Source organism: Leclercia sp. M-A074-M, assembly GCF_965195605.1.
Classification (GTDB): domain Bacteria; phylum Pseudomonadota; class Gammaproteobacteria; order Enterobacterales; family Enterobacteriaceae; genus Enterobacter.
On the sequence record NZ_CBDAHM010000003.1, the window covers coordinates 582,856 to 601,912 of the forward strand.

The 19,057-nt window shown below is 58.8% G+C and carries 15 protein-coding genes; 4 read left to right on the forward strand and 11 right to left on the reverse strand.

All coding sequences use genetic code 11. From position 1 onward, the window contains the following. Positions 1–195: 195 nt before the first annotated feature. Together ACOKCT_RS09390 and ACOKCT_RS09395 are read right to left on the reverse strand one after the other, a co-directional pair. Complete coding sequence (locus tag ACOKCT_RS09390) at positions 196–1,161, reverse strand: nickel/cobalt transporter (protein WP_103180728.1); 966 nt, start codon at positions 1,159–1,161, stop codon at positions 196–198. Further along, positions 1,152–1,790, reverse strand: coding sequence for a DUF1007 family protein (locus ACOKCT_RS09395; protein WP_103180729.1), 639 nt, complete (start codon positions 1,788–1,790; stop codon positions 1,152–1,154). The genes ACOKCT_RS09390 and ACOKCT_RS09395 overlap by 10 nt, the downstream gene beginning before the upstream one ends. 123 nt (positions 1,791–1,913) lie before the next feature. Here ACOKCT_RS09395 and csiE point away from each other — a divergent pair, with 123 nt between their 5' ends. Continuing rightward, complete coding sequence (gene csiE / locus ACOKCT_RS09400) at positions 1,914–3,191, forward strand: stationary phase inducible protein CsiE (protein ID WP_103180730.1); 1,278 nt, start codon at positions 1,914–1,916, stop codon at positions 3,189–3,191. Here the strand turns inward: csiE and ACOKCT_RS09405 are convergent. The 4 genes from ACOKCT_RS09405 to ACOKCT_RS09420 form a co-directional block, all read right to left on the reverse strand. Beyond that, positions 3,188–4,324 (reverse strand): 3-phenylpropionate MFS transporter, encoded by a 1,137-nt coding sequence (locus tag ACOKCT_RS09405; RefSeq protein ID WP_103180731.1) that lies wholly within the window; start codon positions 4,322–4,324, stop codon positions 3,188–3,190. The genes csiE and ACOKCT_RS09405 overlap by 4 nt on opposite strands. Positions 4,325–4,396: 72 nt before the next feature. Continuing rightward, positions 4,397–5,239: an aldose 1-epimerase gene (locus ACOKCT_RS09410; protein ID WP_420193397.1), complete on the reverse strand. Its 843-nt coding sequence runs from the start codon at positions 5,237–5,239 to the stop codon at positions 4,397–4,399. Beyond that, a complete protein-coding gene (locus tag ACOKCT_RS09415; RefSeq protein ID WP_103180733.1) occupies positions 5,239–6,681 on the reverse strand; it encodes a sugar porter family MFS transporter in 1,443 nt (480 codons plus the stop codon). The genes ACOKCT_RS09410 and ACOKCT_RS09415 overlap by 1 nt, the downstream gene beginning before the upstream one ends. Before the next feature lie 71 nt (positions 6,682–6,752). Then, positions 6,753–10,028: a DUF5107 domain-containing protein gene (locus ACOKCT_RS09420; RefSeq protein ID WP_159340028.1), complete on the reverse strand. Its 3,276-nt coding sequence runs from the start codon at positions 10,026–10,028 to the stop codon at positions 6,753–6,755. Positions 10,029–10,142: 114 nt separating this feature from the next. On the opposite strand from ACOKCT_RS09420, the gene ACOKCT_RS09425 reads away from it, so the two are divergent. Next, complete coding sequence (locus tag ACOKCT_RS09425; RefSeq protein WP_103180735.1) at positions 10,143–11,339, forward strand: ROK family protein; 1,197 nt, start codon at positions 10,143–10,145, stop codon at positions 11,337–11,339. A gap of 128 nt (positions 11,340–11,467) precedes the next feature. After that, positions 11,468–11,890 (forward strand): DoxX family protein, encoded by a 423-nt coding sequence (locus ACOKCT_RS09430; RefSeq protein WP_103180736.1) that lies wholly within the window; start codon positions 11,468–11,470, stop codon positions 11,888–11,890. A 47-nt stretch (positions 11,891–11,937) separates the two neighbouring features. On the opposite strand, the gene glyA is transcribed toward ACOKCT_RS09430, so the two are convergent. Beyond that, on the reverse strand, positions 11,938–13,191 hold the full coding sequence (glyA, locus tag ACOKCT_RS09435) for a serine hydroxymethyltransferase (protein WP_103180737.1): 1,254 nt from the start codon (positions 13,189–13,191) through the stop codon (positions 11,938–11,940). A gap of 304 nt (positions 13,192–13,495) precedes the next feature. Between glyA and hmpA the strand changes: the two genes are divergently transcribed. Further along, positions 13,496–14,686, forward strand: coding sequence for an NO-inducible flavohemoprotein (gene hmpA / locus ACOKCT_RS09440; RefSeq protein ID WP_420193398.1), 1,191 nt, complete (start codon positions 13,496–13,498; stop codon positions 14,684–14,686). 86 nt (positions 14,687–14,772) lie between these two features. Here hmpA and glnB read toward each other — a convergent pair whose 3' ends face one another. The 4 genes from glnB to qseE all read right to left on the reverse strand — a co-directional run bounded on the left by glnB (position 14,773) and on the right by qseE (position 18,731). After that, entirely contained in the window at positions 14,773–15,111 is a 339-nt protein-coding gene (glnB, locus tag ACOKCT_RS09445; RefSeq protein ID WP_003860685.1) for a nitrogen regulatory protein P-II, read from the reverse strand. A 79-nt stretch (positions 15,112–15,190) separates the two neighbouring features. Beyond that, positions 15,191–16,528, reverse strand: coding sequence for a two-component system response regulator GlrR (glrR, locus tag ACOKCT_RS09450; RefSeq protein WP_420193399.1), 1,338 nt, complete (start codon positions 16,526–16,528; stop codon positions 15,191–15,193). After that, positions 16,525–17,301, reverse strand: coding sequence for a two-component system QseEF-associated lipoprotein QseG (gene qseG / locus ACOKCT_RS09455; RefSeq protein WP_103180740.1), 777 nt, complete (start codon positions 17,299–17,301; stop codon positions 16,525–16,527). The genes glrR and qseG overlap by 4 nt, the downstream gene beginning before the upstream one ends. Further along, positions 17,298–18,731, reverse strand: a complete 1,434-nt coding sequence (gene qseE, locus ACOKCT_RS09460) for a two component system sensor histidine kinase QseE/GlrK (protein ID WP_197431814.1) — start codon at positions 18,729–18,731, stop codon at positions 17,298–17,300. Before qseE ends, qseG begins: the two co-directional genes overlap by 4 nt. Between the last annotated feature and the right edge of the window lie 326 nt (positions 18,732–19,057).

The following is a 19,057-nucleotide window of genomic DNA, read 5'->3' on the forward strand; positions in this document are numbered from 1 at the left end:
ATGCGGGGGAGATCTTCAGGCCGACAGCAGGCCGGACCCGGCGGCTAACCAGAGATTGCGTGTTGAAACAGTAGTATTATGATCGGTCATCGTGACTCCTTGTCATGACCCCAAAGCAAAGCTGCAAACTAAAACATCCCTGTCGAAGCGACAATCATGTCCCGCCATTTTGGGATTTTTGCCCGGCCGGGACGACTAAAACGGCCTCAGCCCCCTGCCCACCGGCACCGCGCTCAGCCACATGATGACCGCCGCCGCCAGCAACACCACACCGCCCGCTAATGCCAGCGTCGTCCATCCGACCTGTCGCCACAGCACCGGCGTTTTATTGCCGCTGAGCCTGACCGCCAGATGGCGAAAGCCGTGCACCAGCAGTGCCAGCGAAGAGATGGTTAACCCCGTTCCCGCCGCCATCGCCAGCGCCGAGGCCACACCCCAGCTGAATACGCCGATTACCTTACTGAACAGCAGCACCATAATGGCCCCGGAACAGGGCCGCATCCCCATCGACAGAATAATCATCAGCCGCGTCCGCCAGTCGTCCGCGCCCTGCATCTGTCCCGGCGTGGGCAGATGTTGATGGCCGCAGCCGCAGTTTGCGTCGTGAACGTGGTGCGGGGTAAAGGCTTTGAAGGTCGGTTTGCGCAGCAAGGCACGCAGTTTTTTCAGCGCCCGCCAGCAGAGCATAATCCCCAGCACGCCCACCAGGGCGTAGCTGCCCTTCTCCAGCCAGAAGCTACTCATGTGCAGATCCCGCGCCGGGAGCCGCAGCAGCATTAATACCCCCACCACCAGGGCGATCGCCACGCCCCCCTGTAATAAAGAGGAGGCCAGGGTTAAGCCGATGCTCGATTTCAGTTTTGAGGGGTGGGTCGCAAGCCAGGTGGTGATAACAATTTTGCCATGTCCCGGCCCCAGCGCGTGCAGCACGCCATAGAGGAAGCTGAAGATCAGCAGTGACCCGCCTGCTGCCGTCGGGTTATCGGCCACCGCTTTCAACAAACCGCTCATCTGCTGGTTGACCTCCCGCTGCCAGAGAATGCTCTGGCGCATCACCTGCGGCCACGCCTGCCATAACCACACGGCTCCCGCCGCCGCCACAACGAGGAACAGCGCCAGCGGCCAGAGATCCCACCCACGTCGCGCGCGCATTACTGACATTGTAAGGTCACCGTCTGGGCAAACTGTTTGCCGAGATTCATATCTTCCGGCGGGGCATCATCTTTATCCAGCGAGCTGGCAAAGTTGAGCGTCTCATCGCTGGGCTCCGGGGTATCGATAGTGAGGGCGCATTGACTTTTCAGGCCGTCAGGCAGCGTCACGTCACTATCCTCTGCATAGCTCATGTCGACGTAATAAGAGGGATCGAAGGTCGAGAAGGTGTACTTTTGTCCGGCCAGCGGCTGGGGCTCCGCCAGCGGCAGGATAAATGTCAGCACCGCCTGGTGATCAATGCGGCTCATACCGTACTGAGTGGGGCGGTTAAGAAATTTCACCTTCTCCCCGTTATGCCAGAACTCGGTAAAGTAGTGCTGGCCGAGCACGTTGGCCATGACCTCCGCCGCCAGCTTTTTCCAGATTTCATCCCCGGGCTTTGCGTTCCCGGCATCATAAAGCAGATCGGCGGATGTTAGCTCGTCCATTACCCAGCGCATTTTCAGGCCGGTGACCTGCTCATCCTTCACCATGATTTGCGTTTTCAGGGTGATAAAGCTGTGAGGGTGCGCGACGGCGGAAAAAGACAAAACCGCCAAAAAAAGCGCAGTTGCGCTGCGTTTAACTATTTGCATCTCATCCTCACGTCAAAAATTCTGTGATGTTCACCCGCATTCCTGAAGGAAAGCCCGGCATCCCGTGCTATGGCGTACATCCTTTAGCTATTCTTATCAAACACACTCACTGGAACCCGACAGATGATGACGACTCTCGAAATGCCATCTGCACTTTCCAGTTCGCAGCGCCGCTGCCAGGTTCTGTTGATGCTCTATGTGCCAGGCTTTCGCGCCACTCTGCAAAGCATCGGGGAAATCAATGGTGTCGATGATGCCCTCTGCCGGCAGGATATCGACGAGATGCGCATGGAGATCCAGCGCTATCACCAGCTCGACATTGCGACACAGCATGATGGCTGCTACCTGCTGGAAGGTAGCCACCTTAATCAACGCTTATGCCTGCTGCACTGGTTGCGCCGGGCGTTACGCCTCTGCCCCCACTTCATCGCGCAGCAGTTTACCCCATCTCTGAAGATCGCGCTAAAGCAGCTCGGCATTGCCCGCACGTTATATGACGATACTAACCTGCAGGCGCTGGTCAATTTCTGTTCCCGCCGCCTGCAACGGCAGTTTGAATGCCGTGACGCGCAGTTTTTACAGCTCTACCTGCAATACTGCCTGCTCCAGCACCATCTGGGCCAGACGCCGCAGTTTACAGTGGTTCAGCGTAACTGGACCCAGTCGCGTAACGAATATCTGATGGCGCAGGAGATTGTACGCCACTGGCAGCGCCGCGTGGTGCAGGTACCCCACGCGGATGAACAGCTGTTTCTGGCTCTGCTGTTTATGATGTTGCGTACCCCCGATCCGCTGCGCGATGCGCACCAGGAAGATGAACGCCTGCGCCACGCCATTACCCGGATGATCGACCGCTTCCGGGAACAAACGGGGATGCATTTCAGTGACGAGCAGGGACTGACCGCTCAGCTCTATATCCACCTTGCCCAGGCGCTGGACCGCTCGCTGTTTGGCATTGGCATCGACAACAGCCTGCCGGAGGAGATCCACCGCCTCTATCCGCGCCTGATGCGTACCACCCGGGAGGTGCTGTTTGAGCTGGAGTCCGAATTCGGCCTGCGGTTCTCCGAGGAGGAGGCGAGCCTGGTGGCGGTGATCTTTGGCGCCTGGCTGATGCAGGAGACCGATCTGCATGAAAAGCAGGTGGTGTTGCTGACCGGTGAGGATAAAGCGTGCGAGGAGCTGATTGAACAGCAGCTCCGGGAACTGACCCTGCTGCCGCTGAACATTCGCTATGTGACGCTACAGTCTTTTCAGAAGGAGGGTGCCCCGCGCGAAGCGGCCCTGGTGGTCACACCTTACACCACCGCCCTGCCGCTGTTCTCGCCGCCGCTTATCCATGCCGTCGAGGCGTTGAATGCGCAGCAGCAGGAACATATTCGCGCCATGCTGGAAACTTAGCGCACTGCCACGCGCGGACGCAGCAGAACCGCGGGCAGCGCCACCAGCGCCATCACCCAGAAGACCCCGTGACCCAGATGCTGGTAAAGGAAACCGGCAAACACGGTCATGATGGCAATACTGCCCCCCATCGCCACGGCGGAGTAGACCGCCTGCAGGCGGATCACGTCGCTGCCTTCGCGCGCCGCGATATAGCGCATCGCCGCCAGGTGGCACACCGTAAAGGTGCCGCAGTGCAGGATCTGCGCCACAATCAGCCACGGCAGCTCCGTGGTCCAGCCCATCAGACCCCAGCGTACAATCCCGCAGAGGGCCGATAACAGCAGCAGGTCCCGGGCGCTGAAGCGGCGAAACAGCCTGTTGCTGAGAGCAAAGATAATCACTTCCGCTACCACGCCCAGCGACCAGAGATAGCCGACAGCGGAGGCTGAATACCCGGCTCCCTGCCAGTAGATAGCGCTGAAGCCATAGTAGGCGGCATGCGCCCCCTGCAGCAGACAGACGCAGGCCAGAAAACGCCAGCTCTGGGCGACAAGCGATCGCCAGGCGGGCCAGCCTGCGCTCTCCTGCTGACGGCTCTCCCCCTGCGGCATCACCGAAGGACGCAACAGCATACCGAGCAGCATCGACAGGATCCCCACGCTTAGCAGCGCCAGAATCGCGCGATAGTCGTAAAGGCTCACCAGTTTGCCCACCAGCGCCGAGCCAATCACAAAGGCAATCGAGCCCCACAGCCGCACCCGGCCATAGTCCATGGTGATCTGCTTTTGCCAGGTATTGGCGAGCGCGTCGGTCAGCGGAACCAGCGGCGAGAAGAAGAGGTTAAAGCCCACCATCACCACCATCAGCCAGGCAAACTGCTGGCTGACCCAGAAACCGGCCATAAACACCAGGGTGAGCAGCGCCAGCACGCGTACGGCTTTGATTAACAGGGAGGGATCGCTGACGCGCGGCGCAATAAGCAGGCTACCGAGAAAACGTGCCACCAGGCCCGAGCCCAGCAGAAGGCCAATCATCTCCGGCGTAAGGCCAATTCCCTTGAGCCAGACGCTCCAGAAAGGCAGAAAAATACCGTAGCTAAAAAAGTAGGTGAAGTAGCTGAGCGCCAGCCAGCGTGTGGAATGCAAAACCATGAATCCCTCCCGTTTTGGAGGCGATAGTCTGGCGGCAAAAACGGGCTGGCGCAAGGGAGTATTAACAGCGGTTTAACAGTTTCGGCGAGCCTTTTCGACGGCGATTTCCATCGCAAAACGACTGCTCTCTCCCTGGGCTAACGCCACCAGGCCAGGCTGCCCGGCCATATGGTGGGCATTGACCGGATGGCTCTGGGGCTCAAGGCATAAGAACGATTGACCCGACATTCTGAACAGCATCAACCACGGAGTTTGCGCTGTAATTGTGATATTCATCACATCATGATCCAGGGTCGCCACGCCGTTCCAGCCGGAATAGCCGACGTTCAGCCAGCGATCGCCGCCATGGCGTGGCGTGCTGAAATCGATATCCGCCGGGATGTCGCTCTGCCAGGCTTGCGGTAAATGGTGTGCACCTTCCGGCCAGTAGCCGCTGGCGGAGAAGCGCAGGCGGCTTTGCGCATCAAAACAGAACCACGGGTGAAAGCCCAGGCCGTACAGCATCGGCGCCTGACCAAGATGGGTGAGCGTCAGCTCCGCCCGCAGAACGTTCCCGCGCAGCTGGTAGCGCAGCCCGGCCTGATAATCAAAACCGCACTGATGCTGGCTGCGCAAGGTGAGGACGCACGCCGTGTCGGAATGCGAAGCTATCTGCCAGCGCGACTGCCAGCCATCACCGTGCAGGAAGAAGCGCTCATCAACCGGACTTTGCGGCAACACCACCTCCCGCCCCTGAAACCAGAAGCGATTCCCCGCCACCCGGTTTGCCAGCGGCACCATCGGAAACAGCGCGCTGTCGCCGCCGTCCCATAACACCGGCTGCCCGCAGGTCAGGGAAAAGAGTTCCTGTAACCCGCCGCCCTGCGGGTTGACGCGCATCCGGAGATGCGCGTTTTCAATCAACAGCGTTTCCATTAGTGCACGCGCTCAGCATGATTTGCGGAGGCAACCTTGCCGTGCTGTTTTTCCAGCTGTGCCTCCAGCGCCTCCAGCGTCACGCCTTTGGTCTCCGGCACTTTACGCAGAATGTAGAGATAGCCCGCCGCGCAGATCACCCCGTAGAGCAGGAAGCTCCCCGCCGCACCCAGACCGGCATTGAGCAGCGGGAAGGTGTAGGTTAACAGGAAGCAGGCGATCCACAGCGCCAGCGTGCCCACGGACATCGCCAGGCCGCGCACGCGGTTGGGGAAGATCTCCGACAGCAGCACCCAGGTGACCGGCGCCAGCGTCACGGCGTAGATGGCAATCGCCGCCAGCACCAGCAGCAGCACCGGCCAGCCCATGATGTTCATAGCGTAGGCGCTGGCAATCAGCACGTAGATAATGGTCAAGCCTGAGGCGCCGAGCAGCATCAGCTTGCGGCGGCCAATCTTATCCACCAGCGGCAGCGCGGCGAGGGTAAAGACCAGATTAATGATGCCGGTCGCCACGATCGATTTCAGGGTGTCGTTGATATCAAACCCGGCGGAGGCGAAGATCTCCTGGGCATAGTTGAAGATCACATTGATCCCGCACCACTGCTGGAACATCGCCAGCACGATGCCGATGATGACAATCGGTTTGACCTGCGGTTGCAGGAGCGTGGAGAACGCCACCTTCTGGGTGTCTTTCTCCAGGGTGTGGGCGATCTCTTTTAAGGTCTGACTGGCGTACGCCGGGGTGCCAATACGCTCCAGCATGGCGCGCGCACGCTCTGGCTTGCCCGCCTTCATCAACCAGCGCGGCGATTCCGGGACAAAGAACATCAACACCAGAAACGCCAGGGCGGGAACCAGCTCAGCGCCAAACATCCAGCGCCAGCCGGTCTGCCCGTTCCAGGTCTGAATGATGGCCTCCTGAGTGGCGCCTGCCGCTACCGGCTCGGCAATCATCAGGTTAATCAGCTGTGCGGCCAGCACGCCCACCACGATGGTCAGCTGGTTAATGGCTACGAAGCGACCGCGCTTTTCCGCCGGGCTGACCTCCGCGATGTAGAGCGGACTCAGGGCGGAGGCCAGGCCGATACCGAGGCCGCCGACGATGCGCCAGACCACAAACATATCAAAACTGCCCGCCACCGCCGTGCCCCACGCCGAGGCGCTGAACAGCACCGCCGAGAGGATAAGCGGACGCTTGCGGCCAAATTTATCGGCACACCAGCCGGAGATCAGCGCCCCGAAGATACAGCCCACCAGGGCGGAACTCATCGCCCAGCCGGACTGTGCCGGGTCGGTAATGGAGAACCAGGCTTCATAGAAGGGCTTGGCCCCGCCAATCACCACCCAGTCGTAGCCAAACAGGAGTCCGCCGCAGGCGGCGACCAGACAGATAGTCCAGACGTAGCCCATTTTCAGTTGTGTCTGCGCGCTATTATTCATGTTGATTCCTCTTTAAGGGAAACGCAGGGTACAGAGGGTTAACAGGTGGGTTTCCCCACCTGCGAGGTCAGTTAATGGAAAATGCCCGTGGCCTGCGCATGCTGAAACAGATGCGCTTTGTCATGGGCCGGGTTCAGCGCCAGTAAGTTCCCCAACAGGCGTTTGCAGGCCGCGAGCTCGCCCAGCCCTGCATAGCCCAGCGCCTCAATGAACAGGCAATGCTGCTGGTGCTGATGACCCGCTGGCGTATCCAGTACCACCAGATCCGGGAGCGAAACTGCAAAGAAATCCGCTTCGGGCAGGTCGTCGCGATGGGCCTGCACCCACGCCAGGAATCCCTGGAAGTGGCGCTCCGCCGCGGCGGGATCGCCCAACTGGCGCAGCGCCATTCCCTGCCAGAACAGATAGTCCGCTGGCTGATCGTTGTAGTAGCGTCCGGCATCGAGAGTGGAGCCGCCCTGTGCCGCCCGGGCAAAACAGCGTTGCGCGTCGGCATGTACGCCACTTTGCGCATGGCAGAACCCCAGCAGATACCAGATATCGTTATCGGTTTGCCCCGGCAGACGCCCCTCCCCCAGATTGTGCGGATAGTGCAATGCCGCCTGCAGCAGAGCCATCGCCTCCTGGAATTCCCCGCGGCTTATGTGCTGCAGGGCACGATGCTGCTGGTTCAGCAGATACTGCCCGGTCACTTTGCCTTCCCCCCCTTCCCACGGATGGAACTGCCGCTCCTGAAGTACCTGCGCCGCAGCATCGTAGCGCCCGGAACCGTTCCACAGACTCAGGAGTTCTGCGGTGAGGTCATCGCGCTTCAGCGCCACGCGCTCCCGCTCGGTGAGCATGGCGAGGCGTTTCGCCACCGGCTGCCCGGTGAGCTTATTGAGATAATCAAGCTCAAACAGGAAACGCGGATTGTCCGGCTCCAGGGCCACGGCGCGCTGCAGACACTGCGCCGCCAGCGCCAGGTTGTGCTGTTTATTCCAGGCGTAGATCCCCAGCAGGCGGTGGGCAGGGGCAAACTCCGGCTCCTGCGCCAGCGTGGTCTGCCAGCATTTCACCGCATCGTCATAGCGGCGTTTGCTGTACCAGAAGCAGCCCAGCAGATAGCAGGCATATGGGTCGTCGTGCAGGGTTTGCAGCATCTGCACTTCATCAAGCGCATTCGGGAAACGTACCCGGTTGGCCTCGCAGCGCCGCGCCGCGGCAATATAGCGGGCACGGGTAGCAGGATCGTCGCTTAAGGCGGCCCGCCACAGCTGGGGCAACGTCTCCTGGCTGTCGAGCAGATCCAGCATCTCGCGGGCGGCGTCGCGCATGCCCATCGAGATTAACCAGCCCGCCAGCAGGCAGGCATTGGCCCCTCGACGACCAGTCACCTGCAACAGCTGGTCACAGGCAGCATCATCCCGGCTGATTGCCCAGCGGGCATAGTGCAGGGCGTAGCTCAGAGGATGGGTTTGCAGGCAGCGCTGAATGTAGTCCAGCGCTGCGCCTTCGCCCTGCACCTCTGCCAGCGCGAGGGCTTTCAGCCCCATCGCCAGGTTGTTGCTGGCGTTGGTGCTAAGGCTGATATCAACTTTTTCCAGCGCATCAGCCGCGTTGCCGCGCTTCATCGCCAGCCGCGCCAGGGATAAGAAAGCCGCATCACGGCAGTTTCCGCTCCACGAGGCTTTGTAGTAGTGATCCCATGCGGCGTCGTCCTGCCCCTGCCGCTCCAGGGCCGTCGCCAGCAGCTGGCTGGCTTCGCCGTCGCGGGGGTTTTTATTCAGACGATGGGCGCGAACCAGCGCGGCTTCGGCGCAGCGTTGCGCCAGCGCCCAGTCGGCACGGTTGAGCGCCAGCGTGCCCAGCGCCACGTTATTGCGATAGTCGTTAGCATCCAGCGCCAGCGCCCGGCGATAGTAATCTTCCGCATAGCGGCTGGCATGGTTGTACTGCTCCAGATGCTGCCCGATAAAATAGAGTTCATCGCTGTTGCTGATCTCTTCCGGCATGGCGGGCGCGGTGGCCGGATCCGGCAGCGGCGTCTCCTGCGGGATATGCTCCTGGTAGTGGAGCAGCGTGCGGCCCGAGGCCTCTTTCACCCTCAGCGTTAAGCGCTGCGGCCAGGTATCCGGCAGCGCCTGCTGCCAGCTTTCGCCCGGCATCAGGGTCAGGTGCGTCTCCCAGACCGGTTTTTCGTCGGCGGTCAGCTCGAGCCGCACATCATGCAGCGGTGCGATGGCGTAGAGGCCGAGGTGAAGCTGCTGCTCACGCCGTTCCAGCTTAAGCGCCAGCTGCGTGTTGGCGTTATGCACCTGTCCCAGTTCGCTATAGGGCAGGAAGTTCTGCACGAAGATCTTCTCTTCGTAGGGTGCAAGCCAGGTGAAATCGGGCTGGTTATCGGTAAACACCCCGGTCATCAGCTCGATATAGGGGCCGTTTTCATCGGTCAGATTGCGATCCCAGGCACGGCCAAAATCGTCATGACCCCAGGTCCACTGCTTTTTCCCCGGCGACACATGGTGGTCGGCCACGTGCAGCAAGCCGCCGCGCTCGCCGTGATGGTATGCCCCGACGAAATCGTAGTCCGATTTTTCCGCCATGTAGGAGGTTGGCACCGGCACGTTTTTGTAGCGGGAGATATCCACGCCCGCGGAATAATCGACTTTATAGTAGGTGCCGGTGGCGATCGGGAAGGCGGAGACGGCGCGCTTGCCATGGTCAAATACCGCCGTGACGTCCGGCGGGAAGACGCTCTGGTGATCGTCCCCACCCTTCACCGCCGGATTTGCCCACCACAGGAAGTGGCGCGGCGTGGCATTGCCGTTGAAGACTTTGCCGGCGATCTCAATCAACGCCCGGTCCGGGTAAAGGGTAAACCCAGTCATCACCTGCAGGCCGCGCATCGGCTCGGCCTCGCCCAGCCAGACGGTTTGCGCCCCGTTATCCTGCTCCTGAATGGTGACGTCGACAGGCATAAAGGTGGTTGGGCGATGGTGCTGCGGCCAGTTAAACTCGATCCCACCGGAGATCCACGGCCCCAGCAGCCCCACCAGCGCCGGTTTCACCACTTCGTTGTAGTAGACGAAATCACGCTGCTGGACTTTGTCATACGCGCGATGAATACGTCCCCCCAGCTCCGGCAGCAGCATAATGCGGATGAAGTCGTTTTCCATCCAGACGGCCTGGTAATTACGGGTTTCGCGAACGCCGGTCAGGGTATCGGTCACGCCGTAGGGATAGACCGCGCCAGAGGAGCCCTGATAGACGCGCTTTTCCAGGAACATCGGGTTGGTATCTTCTGCGCCGGTGGTCCACGTCGGTAATGCCACGGTCTCCCGCCAGACCTTCACTGCTCCAGACATATTCACTCTCCAGTAAACAAATAACAGTAAAACGCGATAAGATGGCAGTGTAGAGAGGAATTCAGCGCGCTGATTGCGTAATGCTCACGCAATATAATTAACGGAGTTTAGTGAATGCAGCTATCCGGTCTGAACAATCACAGGGTACGACAGCATAACCGCCGCACGATCATGTCCCTGGTCTGGCGCTACAAGCGCCTGAGCAAATCCCAGCTGGCCCAGCACACCGGGCTCTCTATTCCCGCGGTAAGCAAGATCCTGGATGAGCTGGTGGCGGACAAAAAGCTTGGGCATTCCAGTGAAAACCTCAGCACCCGGGGAATGAACAGCGGCCATTATCAGATCCCGGATGCGGGGCCATTAATACTCTGCATGAATGTCAGCCCCACCAGCATTGAGAGCCAGCTTATCGACGCCCGTATGTCGCCGTTAGGCGAGTTTCGCTGGACTGACGTGAACGCACAGACGCCCGAAGCGTTGTTACAGGCCATTGAGAACCTGTGGCAGCAGCAGCGCAAACAGTGGCCGGGGCAGCGCATTAATCTGGCGCTGGGGATCCACGGCCAGGTCGATACCGCCACCGGGGTATCGCAGATGATGCCCCAGGCGCCGTGGAAAAAACCGGTTGAGATTAAGTATCTGCTGGAAGAAAAACTGGGCATCACGGTGAAGGTGGATAACGACTGTGTGATGCTGGCGCTGGCAGAGAAGTGGCAAAACCCGGCCAACCGCGACGATTTTTGCGTGATTAACGTCGATTACGGTATCGGATCCTCGTTTGTGATTAATGGCCAGGTCTATCGCGGGACGCTTAACGGCAGCGGGCAAATTGGCCACACCATTTTCGATCGCGACGGCGTAGCCTGCGCCTGCGGACGCTACGGCTGTCTGGAGACGGTCGCCTCCCTCTCAGCCCTTAAAAAACAGGCGCGTTTATGGCTGAAATCCCAGCCCGGCACCCTCGGGCTTGATCCGGACAGCCTCACCAGTCTGCAGCTGATTGAGGCCTGGCGTCAGGGGAATGCTCCAATTCAGCGCTGGGCTGACGAGGCCGCCAACGCTATCGGACTGACGCTCTACAACCTGCTCAATATCCTTAATATCAACCAAATCTGGTTCTATGGCCGCAGCTGCGCCTTTGGCGAACGCTGGCTGCAGACCATCAATCGCCAGATTGGATTTACCCCCTTCGATCACGGCGATGCGGTGCGTAACCGGCAAACGGAAATCGCCTTTGGCGGCTTAACCCGGCAGCAGCAGATTATCGGCATTGGCTTTCTGTTCGTGGAGGACGCGCTGGCGGAAGGCTAGCGGAGAACATGCTGAAAGGGGGGGGAATTTAAATCATCCTGATGGCTGATTTATGGCGAAAAGCGGAATGGCGGGGCGGCAATTTGTGTATTAGCTTTAAGATAAATCCCACCCCAAACGAGCCTGCCATGAACACACTACGGTATTTCGATTTTGGTCAGTCCCGGGCGCTGATCCTGTTGATTGCCCGTCTCGCCCTTATCCTTCTGTTCATTATTTTCGGCGTGCCTAAAATGTTCGGTTTTGACGGCACGGTGCAGTATATGGTGAAGCTGGGCGCCCCGATGCCGATGCTGGCGGCCATTGTGGCGGTGATCATGGAAGTGCCCGCCGCCATTCTCATCGTGCTCGGCTTTTTTACTCGCCCGCTGGCGGTCCTGTTTGTCTTTTATACGCTGGGAACGGCGTTGATTGGGCACCACTACTGGGATATGAGTGGCGATGCGGTAATGCCGAACATGATTAACTTCTTCAAGAACATCAGCATCGCTGGCGGATTCCTGCTGCTGGCGGTGGCCGGGCCGGGCGCTATCTCCATCGACCGGCGTTAGCCATAAAAAAGGCCGCTTGCGCGGCCTTTCTGTTCTGCGAGGCAGACTTATGCGTAAACCGGGAAGCGGGCGCAGATCTCCAGCACTTTCGCTTTCACGCGTTCGATAACCGCTTCGTCGTTGATGTTGTCCAGCACGTCGCACATCCAGCCCGCCAGCTCTTTCACTTCCGCTTCTTTAAAGCCGCGGCGAGTGACAGCCGGAGAACCGATACGGATACCGGAGGTCACAAACGGGCTCTTCGGATCGTTTGGTACGCTGTTTTTGTTAACGGTGATGTTGGCGCGGCCCAGGGCAGCGTCAGCTTCTTTACCGGTCAGGTTTTTATCAACCAGATCCAGCAGGAACAGGTGGTTTTCAGTCCCGCCGGAGACCACTTTGTAACCGCGGTTCAGGAAGACTTCCACCATCGCTTTGGCGTTCTTAGCAACCTGCTGCTGGTAAACCTTGAACTCTGGCTCCATCGCCTCTTTCAGCGCCACGGCTTTTGCCGCGATAACGTGCATCAGCGGGCCGCCCTGCGCGCTTGGGAAGACAGCAGAGTTCAGTTTTTTGTACAGCTCTTCGTCACCGCCCTTCGCCAGGATCAGGCCGCCGCGCGGACCGGCCAGGGTTTTGTGGGTAGTGGTGGTGACAACGTGTGCGTGTGGAACCGGGTTCGGGTAGACGCCTGCGGCGATTAGACCGGCAACGTGTGCCATATCGACGAACAGGTATGCGCCGATGCTGTCTGCGATTTCACGCATTTTTGCCCAGTCAACAACACCGGAGTAGGCAGAGAAACCACCGATGATCATCTTCGGTTTGTGCTCTTTGGCCTGCTTCTCCATGTCGGCGTAGTCAATTTTACCGGACTCATCGATACCGTAAGGGATGATGTTGTACAGTTTGCCGGAGAAGTTAACCGGGGAGCCGTGAGTCAGGTGGCCGCCCTGCGCCAGGTTCATACCCAGTACGGTATCGCCCGGCTGCAGCAGTGCGGTATAGACAGCGAAGTTAGCCTGAGAGCCAGAGTGCGGCTGCACGTTAGCGTAGTCAGCGCCAAACAGCTCTTTTGCACGGTCGATTGCCAGCTGTTCAACCACATCGACATACTCGCAACCGCCGTAGTAGCGCTTGCCCGGGTAACCTTCAGCATATTTGTTGGTCAGCTGAGAGCCCTGCGCCTGCATCACGCGCGGGCTGGTGTAGTTTTCGGAGGCGATCAGTTCGATGTGCTCTTCCTGACGTACTTTTTCCTGCTCCATAGCCTGCCACAGTTCGGCATCATAATCGGCAATGTTCATTTCACGCTTTAACATCCGCATCTCCTGACTCAGCTAACAAGTAAATTTTGGCCTGAAAAGGCAGTCCTGATGGACGACGGGCAACAGTATAACTGATTAGCAGAGTGATAACAGGTCTTGACAAAGGATTTTACGCAAACGTTTACCTCCCCTCCACGCAAGGGTTTGAGGAATAGCGTTCTCGCCCTGCAAAAGGGAATTCTTTTCAGGTTTGTGATGCAGTTAATTCATGTTGCAAAGAACCATTTACAAAGCAGGGTTATTTTTTATAAGATGCATTCAAAATACACTATTAAAGTAACATTTGAAGGAAGCTGCTATGTTAGATGCCCAAACCATCGCTACCGTAAAAGCCACGATTCCCCTGCTGGTCGAAACGGGTCCTAAACTTACCGCCCATTTTTACGATCGTATGTTCGCGCACAACCCGGAGCTCAAAGAGATTTTTAACATGAGCAACCAGCGTAATGGCGATCAGCGCGAAGCGTTATTCAACGCCATTGTCGCCTACGCCAGCAACATCGAGAACCTGCCGGCCCTGCTGCCAGCAGTGGAAAAAATCGCTCAGAAACATACCAGCTTCCAGATCAAACCTGAGCAGTACAACATTGTTGGCACCCACCTGCTGGCGACCCTGGACGAAATGTTCAGCCCGGGCCAGGAGGTGCTGGACGCCTGGGGCAAAGCCTACGGCGTGCTGGCGAACGTCTTTATCAACCGTGAAGCGCAGATCTACAGCGAAAACGCCAGTAAGACCGGCGGATGGGAAGGTACCCGTGCCTTCCGTATCGTGGAAAAAACCCCGCGCAGCCAGCTTATCACCAGCTTTGAATTTGAACCCGTCGACGGCCAGCCGGTTGCCGATTACCAGCCAGGCCAGTACCTGGGCGTGTGGCTGAAGCCTGAAGGCTTCCCGCATCAGGAGATCCGCCAGTACTCTCTGACCCGCAAGCCAAACGGCAAAAGCTATCGCATTGCGGTAAAACGCGAGGAAGGCGGTCAGGTTTCGACATGGCTGCATAACGAAGCCCGCGTGGGTGATGTGGTGCATCTGGCCGCCCCTGCGGGCGACTTCTTTATGGCTGTTGAAAGCAATACCCCGGTGACGCTGATCTCCGCCGGTGTCGGTCAGACTCCGATGCTGGCGATGCTGGACACCCTGGCGAAGGCGCAGCATAAGGCGCAGGTGAACTGGTTCCACGCCGCAGAGAATGGCGAAGTGCATGCGTTTTCTGATGAAGTGAAAAGCCTGGCTGCCGGCCTGCCGCACTTTACCGCTCATACCTGGTATCGCCTGCCGTCGGATGACGACCGTGCCGCTGCCCGCTTCGACAGCGAAGGCCTGATGGCGTTAAGCGAGCATAAAGAGCAGTTCCACGCCCCGGAGATGCAGTTCTACGTCTGTGGCCCGGTGGCCTTTATGCAGTATGCCGCCGCGCAGCTCCTTGAGCTGGGGGTGAATAAAGAGAACATTCACTACGAATGCTTCGGCCCGCATAAGGTGCTGTAATGCAAAAAGCCCCTCAGTAGAGGGGCTTTTTTTTGCCCGGCGGCGCTGCGCTTGCAGGGGCCTACGGGATGTCAAACAACGGGTAATTAAATCGCTGCGTCGTCTTCTTCGCCGGTACGGATACGGATCACGCGCGCCACGTCAAAGACGAAGATTTTGCCATCACCAATTTTGCCGGTCTGTGCGGTGCGGATAATGGTATCCACGCAGGTATCCACGATGTCATCCGACACCACGATCTCAATCTTCACCTTTGGCAGGAAATCGACCATGTATTCTGCGCCACGGTAGAGTTCGGTGTGGCCCTTCTGACGACCAAAGCCTTTCACCTCTGTCACCGTCATGCCGGTAATGCCGACTTCTGCCAGCGCTTCGCGCACATCATCCAGTTTGAAAGGTTTAATAATCGCATCAATCTTTTTCATGGTGGTCCTTAAACTTATGCCTGTCAGCTGCCTCGTAATCGGTTGCTCACAGTATCATATTCAGGCGGAATTTAGCGCATCACTCTTTAAAATCGTTTGCTTCCAGCTCATGGCGCGAGAGCAGTTTATAAAACTCGGTGCGGTTACGCCCAGCCATGCGCGCCGCATGGGTGACGTTGCCTTTGGTGATCTGCAGTAACTTACGCAGATAGTTAAGCTCAAACTGGTTGCGGGCTTCAACGAAGGTCGGCAGGGCGGTGTTTTCGCCCTCCAGCGCCTGCTCCACCAGCGCATCGCTGATCACCGGCGAGGAGGTGAGCGCCACGCACTGCTCAATCACGTTCACCAGCTGACGCACGTTACCGGGCCAGCTGGCGGTCATCAGCCGCTTCATGGCGTCGGTGGAAAATGCACGGACAAACGGCTTGTGCCGCTCCGCGGCCTGGCGCAGCAGCTGAGTAGCGAGCAGCGGAATATCTTCTGCCCGCTCCGCCAGCGCCGGGATCTTCAGGTTAACAACGTTGAGACGGTAGAAGAGGTCTTCACGAAACTCGTTGCGCGCCATCGCCTTGGGCAGATCCCGGTGGGTCGCGGAGATGATGCGCACGTTGATGTCGATATCGCGGTTACTGCCGAGCGGTCTGACCTTGCGCTCCTGCAACACGCGCAGCAGTTTAACCTGCAGGGGCGCCGGCATGTCGCCAATTTCATCGAGGAATAGCGTGCCGCCTTCCGCCGCCTGGAAAAGCCCTTCCCGGCTGCTGACCGCGCCGGTAAAGGCGCCGCGCGCGTGTCCAAAGAGCTCGGACTCCAACAGCTGCTCGGGCAGCGCCCCGCAGTTAATGGCGATAAAGGCGTTTTTGCCGCGCGGGCTGGCGTTGTGAATGGCCTGGGCGAGGATCTCTTTCCCTGTGCCGCTCTGGCCGTTAATCAGCACGCTGACATCGGACTGCGCCACCATGCGCGCCTGCTCCAGCAGACGCAGCATAATCGGGCTGCGGGTAACGATCGCCTCCCGCCACGTTTCGTCGCCGGAGGGGGCGGCGTGTTCCAGGGCATCATCAATCGCTTTGTAGAGCGCGTCTTTATCCACCGGCTTGGTGAGGAAGCTAAAGACCCCCTGCTGGGTGGCGGCCACCGCATCGGGGATGGAGCCGTGGGCGGTAAGAATAATCACCGGCATGCCGGGCTGGAGCTTCTGGATCTCGGTGAAGAGCTGCATGCCGCCCATTTCGTCCATCCGCAGATCGCTTATCACCAGATCGATCTTCTCGCGGCCCAACACTTTCAGCCCCTCCTGACCACTTTCGGCGGTCACGATGCTGTAACCCTCGCTCACCAGACGCATCCCCAGCAGCTTCAGCAAACCGGGATCGTCATCCACCAGCAAAAGATGCGCAGGTTTTCGGCTTGTCATGGCTTTACGTCCTCCTGTTTCGGGGCATCGCTTTTCGGCTCTGTCGCATCACCCTCGGTGCCGGCGGGCGACGCGGCACTCTTCGGCGCGTCCGGCAGATAGTTACTGACCGGCTTACGGGTGGAGAGCTGCCGTTCAATATCGGTCAGGTTTTCCAGCTTGCGGGTTGTGGTGTCCAGCTGCGCCCGCAGGTATTGCTGCTGCTGGCGCAGGGTATCCAGTTCACCGTCGGTGGTCTGCTGCAGCTTACCGTAGCGGAAACGCTCCTCTGCCAGCTGCAGTTGCAGCACCTGACCGTGTCGCCACAGCTGATACAGCGGGCGCACCTGGGCCGGGATCTGCGGGCTCAGCGCATCCAGCCGGGTGGTCAACTGGCGCCGCTCCACGGGATTAATTTTGGCATTGGCCAGCAGGATCCCGCGCTTAAAACTCTCCTGCCAGGTATCATCGTCCCATCCCCTCGCCTCTGCGCGCGCGGCGGCGGGTGAGAGGCGATCTGCGCAGTCCATGCCGCGCAGCCAGTAAAGCGGGTTGCTGTCGGTCTCCTGACCGTGCAGCTGCCAGATATTATTGCAGTCGGTAGACAGGAAGTCCGCCAGCTGATGCTCAGGCAATTTTTCACCCTGCTTGTCGCTGATGGCACTGGTCGGCGTACTGGTGACGCACCCGGCCAGCAGCAGGCAGGGAAGGCTCAGAAAGAGAGAGTGACCGGAAAATACCGCGTTAATGGCGCGGGAAAAGACGTGTGACATACTCACCAGATTTAGATTCATTTTAGTGGTTTTTCCGACTCAAGCGGCAGTTCGATGCGAAAACAGACATCGGTACGGTCGTCAGTGACAAGGTTAAGCTCTCCATGCATACGACGAATACAGTCGCGTGCGATACTCAGCCCCAGGCCGCTTCCCTTCACCGCCCCTTTTCGTTGATGGCTACCCTGATAAAAGGGTTCAAAGATCATCGCTTTTTCATCGTCGGGGATCGGGCTTCCGGTGTTGGCGACATCGATACAGACTCGCGAGCCGCGCGTAAAACTGCGAACATAAATGGTACCGGATTCAATACCATAGTGCACCGCATTGGAATAAAGATTATCCAGCACGCTCATCAGCAGCATCGGCTCGGCTAAACAGGCGGGTGTCGCCAGCGCCAGTTCAGTATGCATCATTTTAGCGCGAGCAGGCAGGCTGTGAGCAGACAGCACCATATCCACCAGCGGCGCGAGCTCGACGCGCTCAAGCTCCGGGATGCCGTCGGCCAGTTTACGGTTGTAGTCGAGCAGCTGTTCAATCAGCTTTTGCAGGTTGCGGCTGCTGGCATCAAGGATCTCGACAATCTCTCTTTGCTCCGGGGTCAGCGGCCCGGCAACCTCATCGGCCAGCAGTTCGGTGCCCTCACGCATGCTGGCGAGGGGCGTTTTCAGTTCGTGGGAAATATGGCGTAAAAACTGGTGACGTTGGGATTCGAGCCATGACAGCCGCTCCGACAGCCAGATGATACGTTGCCCGACCGAACGCAGCTCGCGCGGGCCGGTAAAGGCCACGGTATTGCCCAGCGAGCGCCCCTCCCCCAGCCGGTTGATCATCCGCTCAATGCCCTTAACCGGGCCGATGATCATCCGGGTGAAGAGCACCACTAACAGCAGGCTGAGCAGAAAAAGGACCAGCGTCTGCCAGCCAAAGAACTGGCCGCGCTCGGCAATCTCCTGCTGGAGCTGTTGCCCGCGGGAGAAGATCACCGACCGGGTCGCCTGAACCATCTCGGTATTGGCATTCGCAAAGGCTTCCAGTCGCATAGCGGCCTGGGCATCAGGCCCGCTGTTAATGCACTGCAGCTGGGACAGAGCGTTAAGATCCTGGCGCAACGTCTGATAGAGCTTATCGTCGGGCAGTACACCGGCATGGGCGTCGAGCATATCGCTGTAGCGCTTACGCTGATCCTGGTACACCCGCGCCAGCGTTCTGTCGTCGAGGACGCAATACTGCCGGTAGCTGCGCTCCATCTCCAGGGCGGCATTGGTCATCGCCTCGCTGCGGCGGGCATCAATCAGGGTGGTTCTGTTGGTCAGCGCCGCCTGCGCGCTGAGCGCGTTCAGGCTCTGCCACGCCTGCCATGCCAGCACCAGCAAAGGCAGCAGGATCAGCAGGAAGGCCATCATGACTAACTGTCGTAAGGAGCGAGGGAAAACTGGCCAGCGTTTCAACGCATTACTCTCTGTCGCGAGGGGGTAAGGGGATGCTAGCCGGACATGCGTTCAGATACAACAAAGCCGGGTTAAAAACCCGGCTTTGTTGCGGAATGAGGCGGTGCCTAACTCGACGTTTCGCCCTGGGTCTGATAAAGCAACGCTATGATCAGTAGTTGGACGGCAGGCACCTTTTTGTGCGTCATTCGAAGTTTATGTAGCACGTCCCGAAGGGGCTGACATAAGAAGGTGAATGAGCCACTGGTTACTATTATGCAACAGATGTGCCAAAATGCAAATAAAAATATTAATGTGTTGAAAAATATGAATTTATAGAGCTTTGC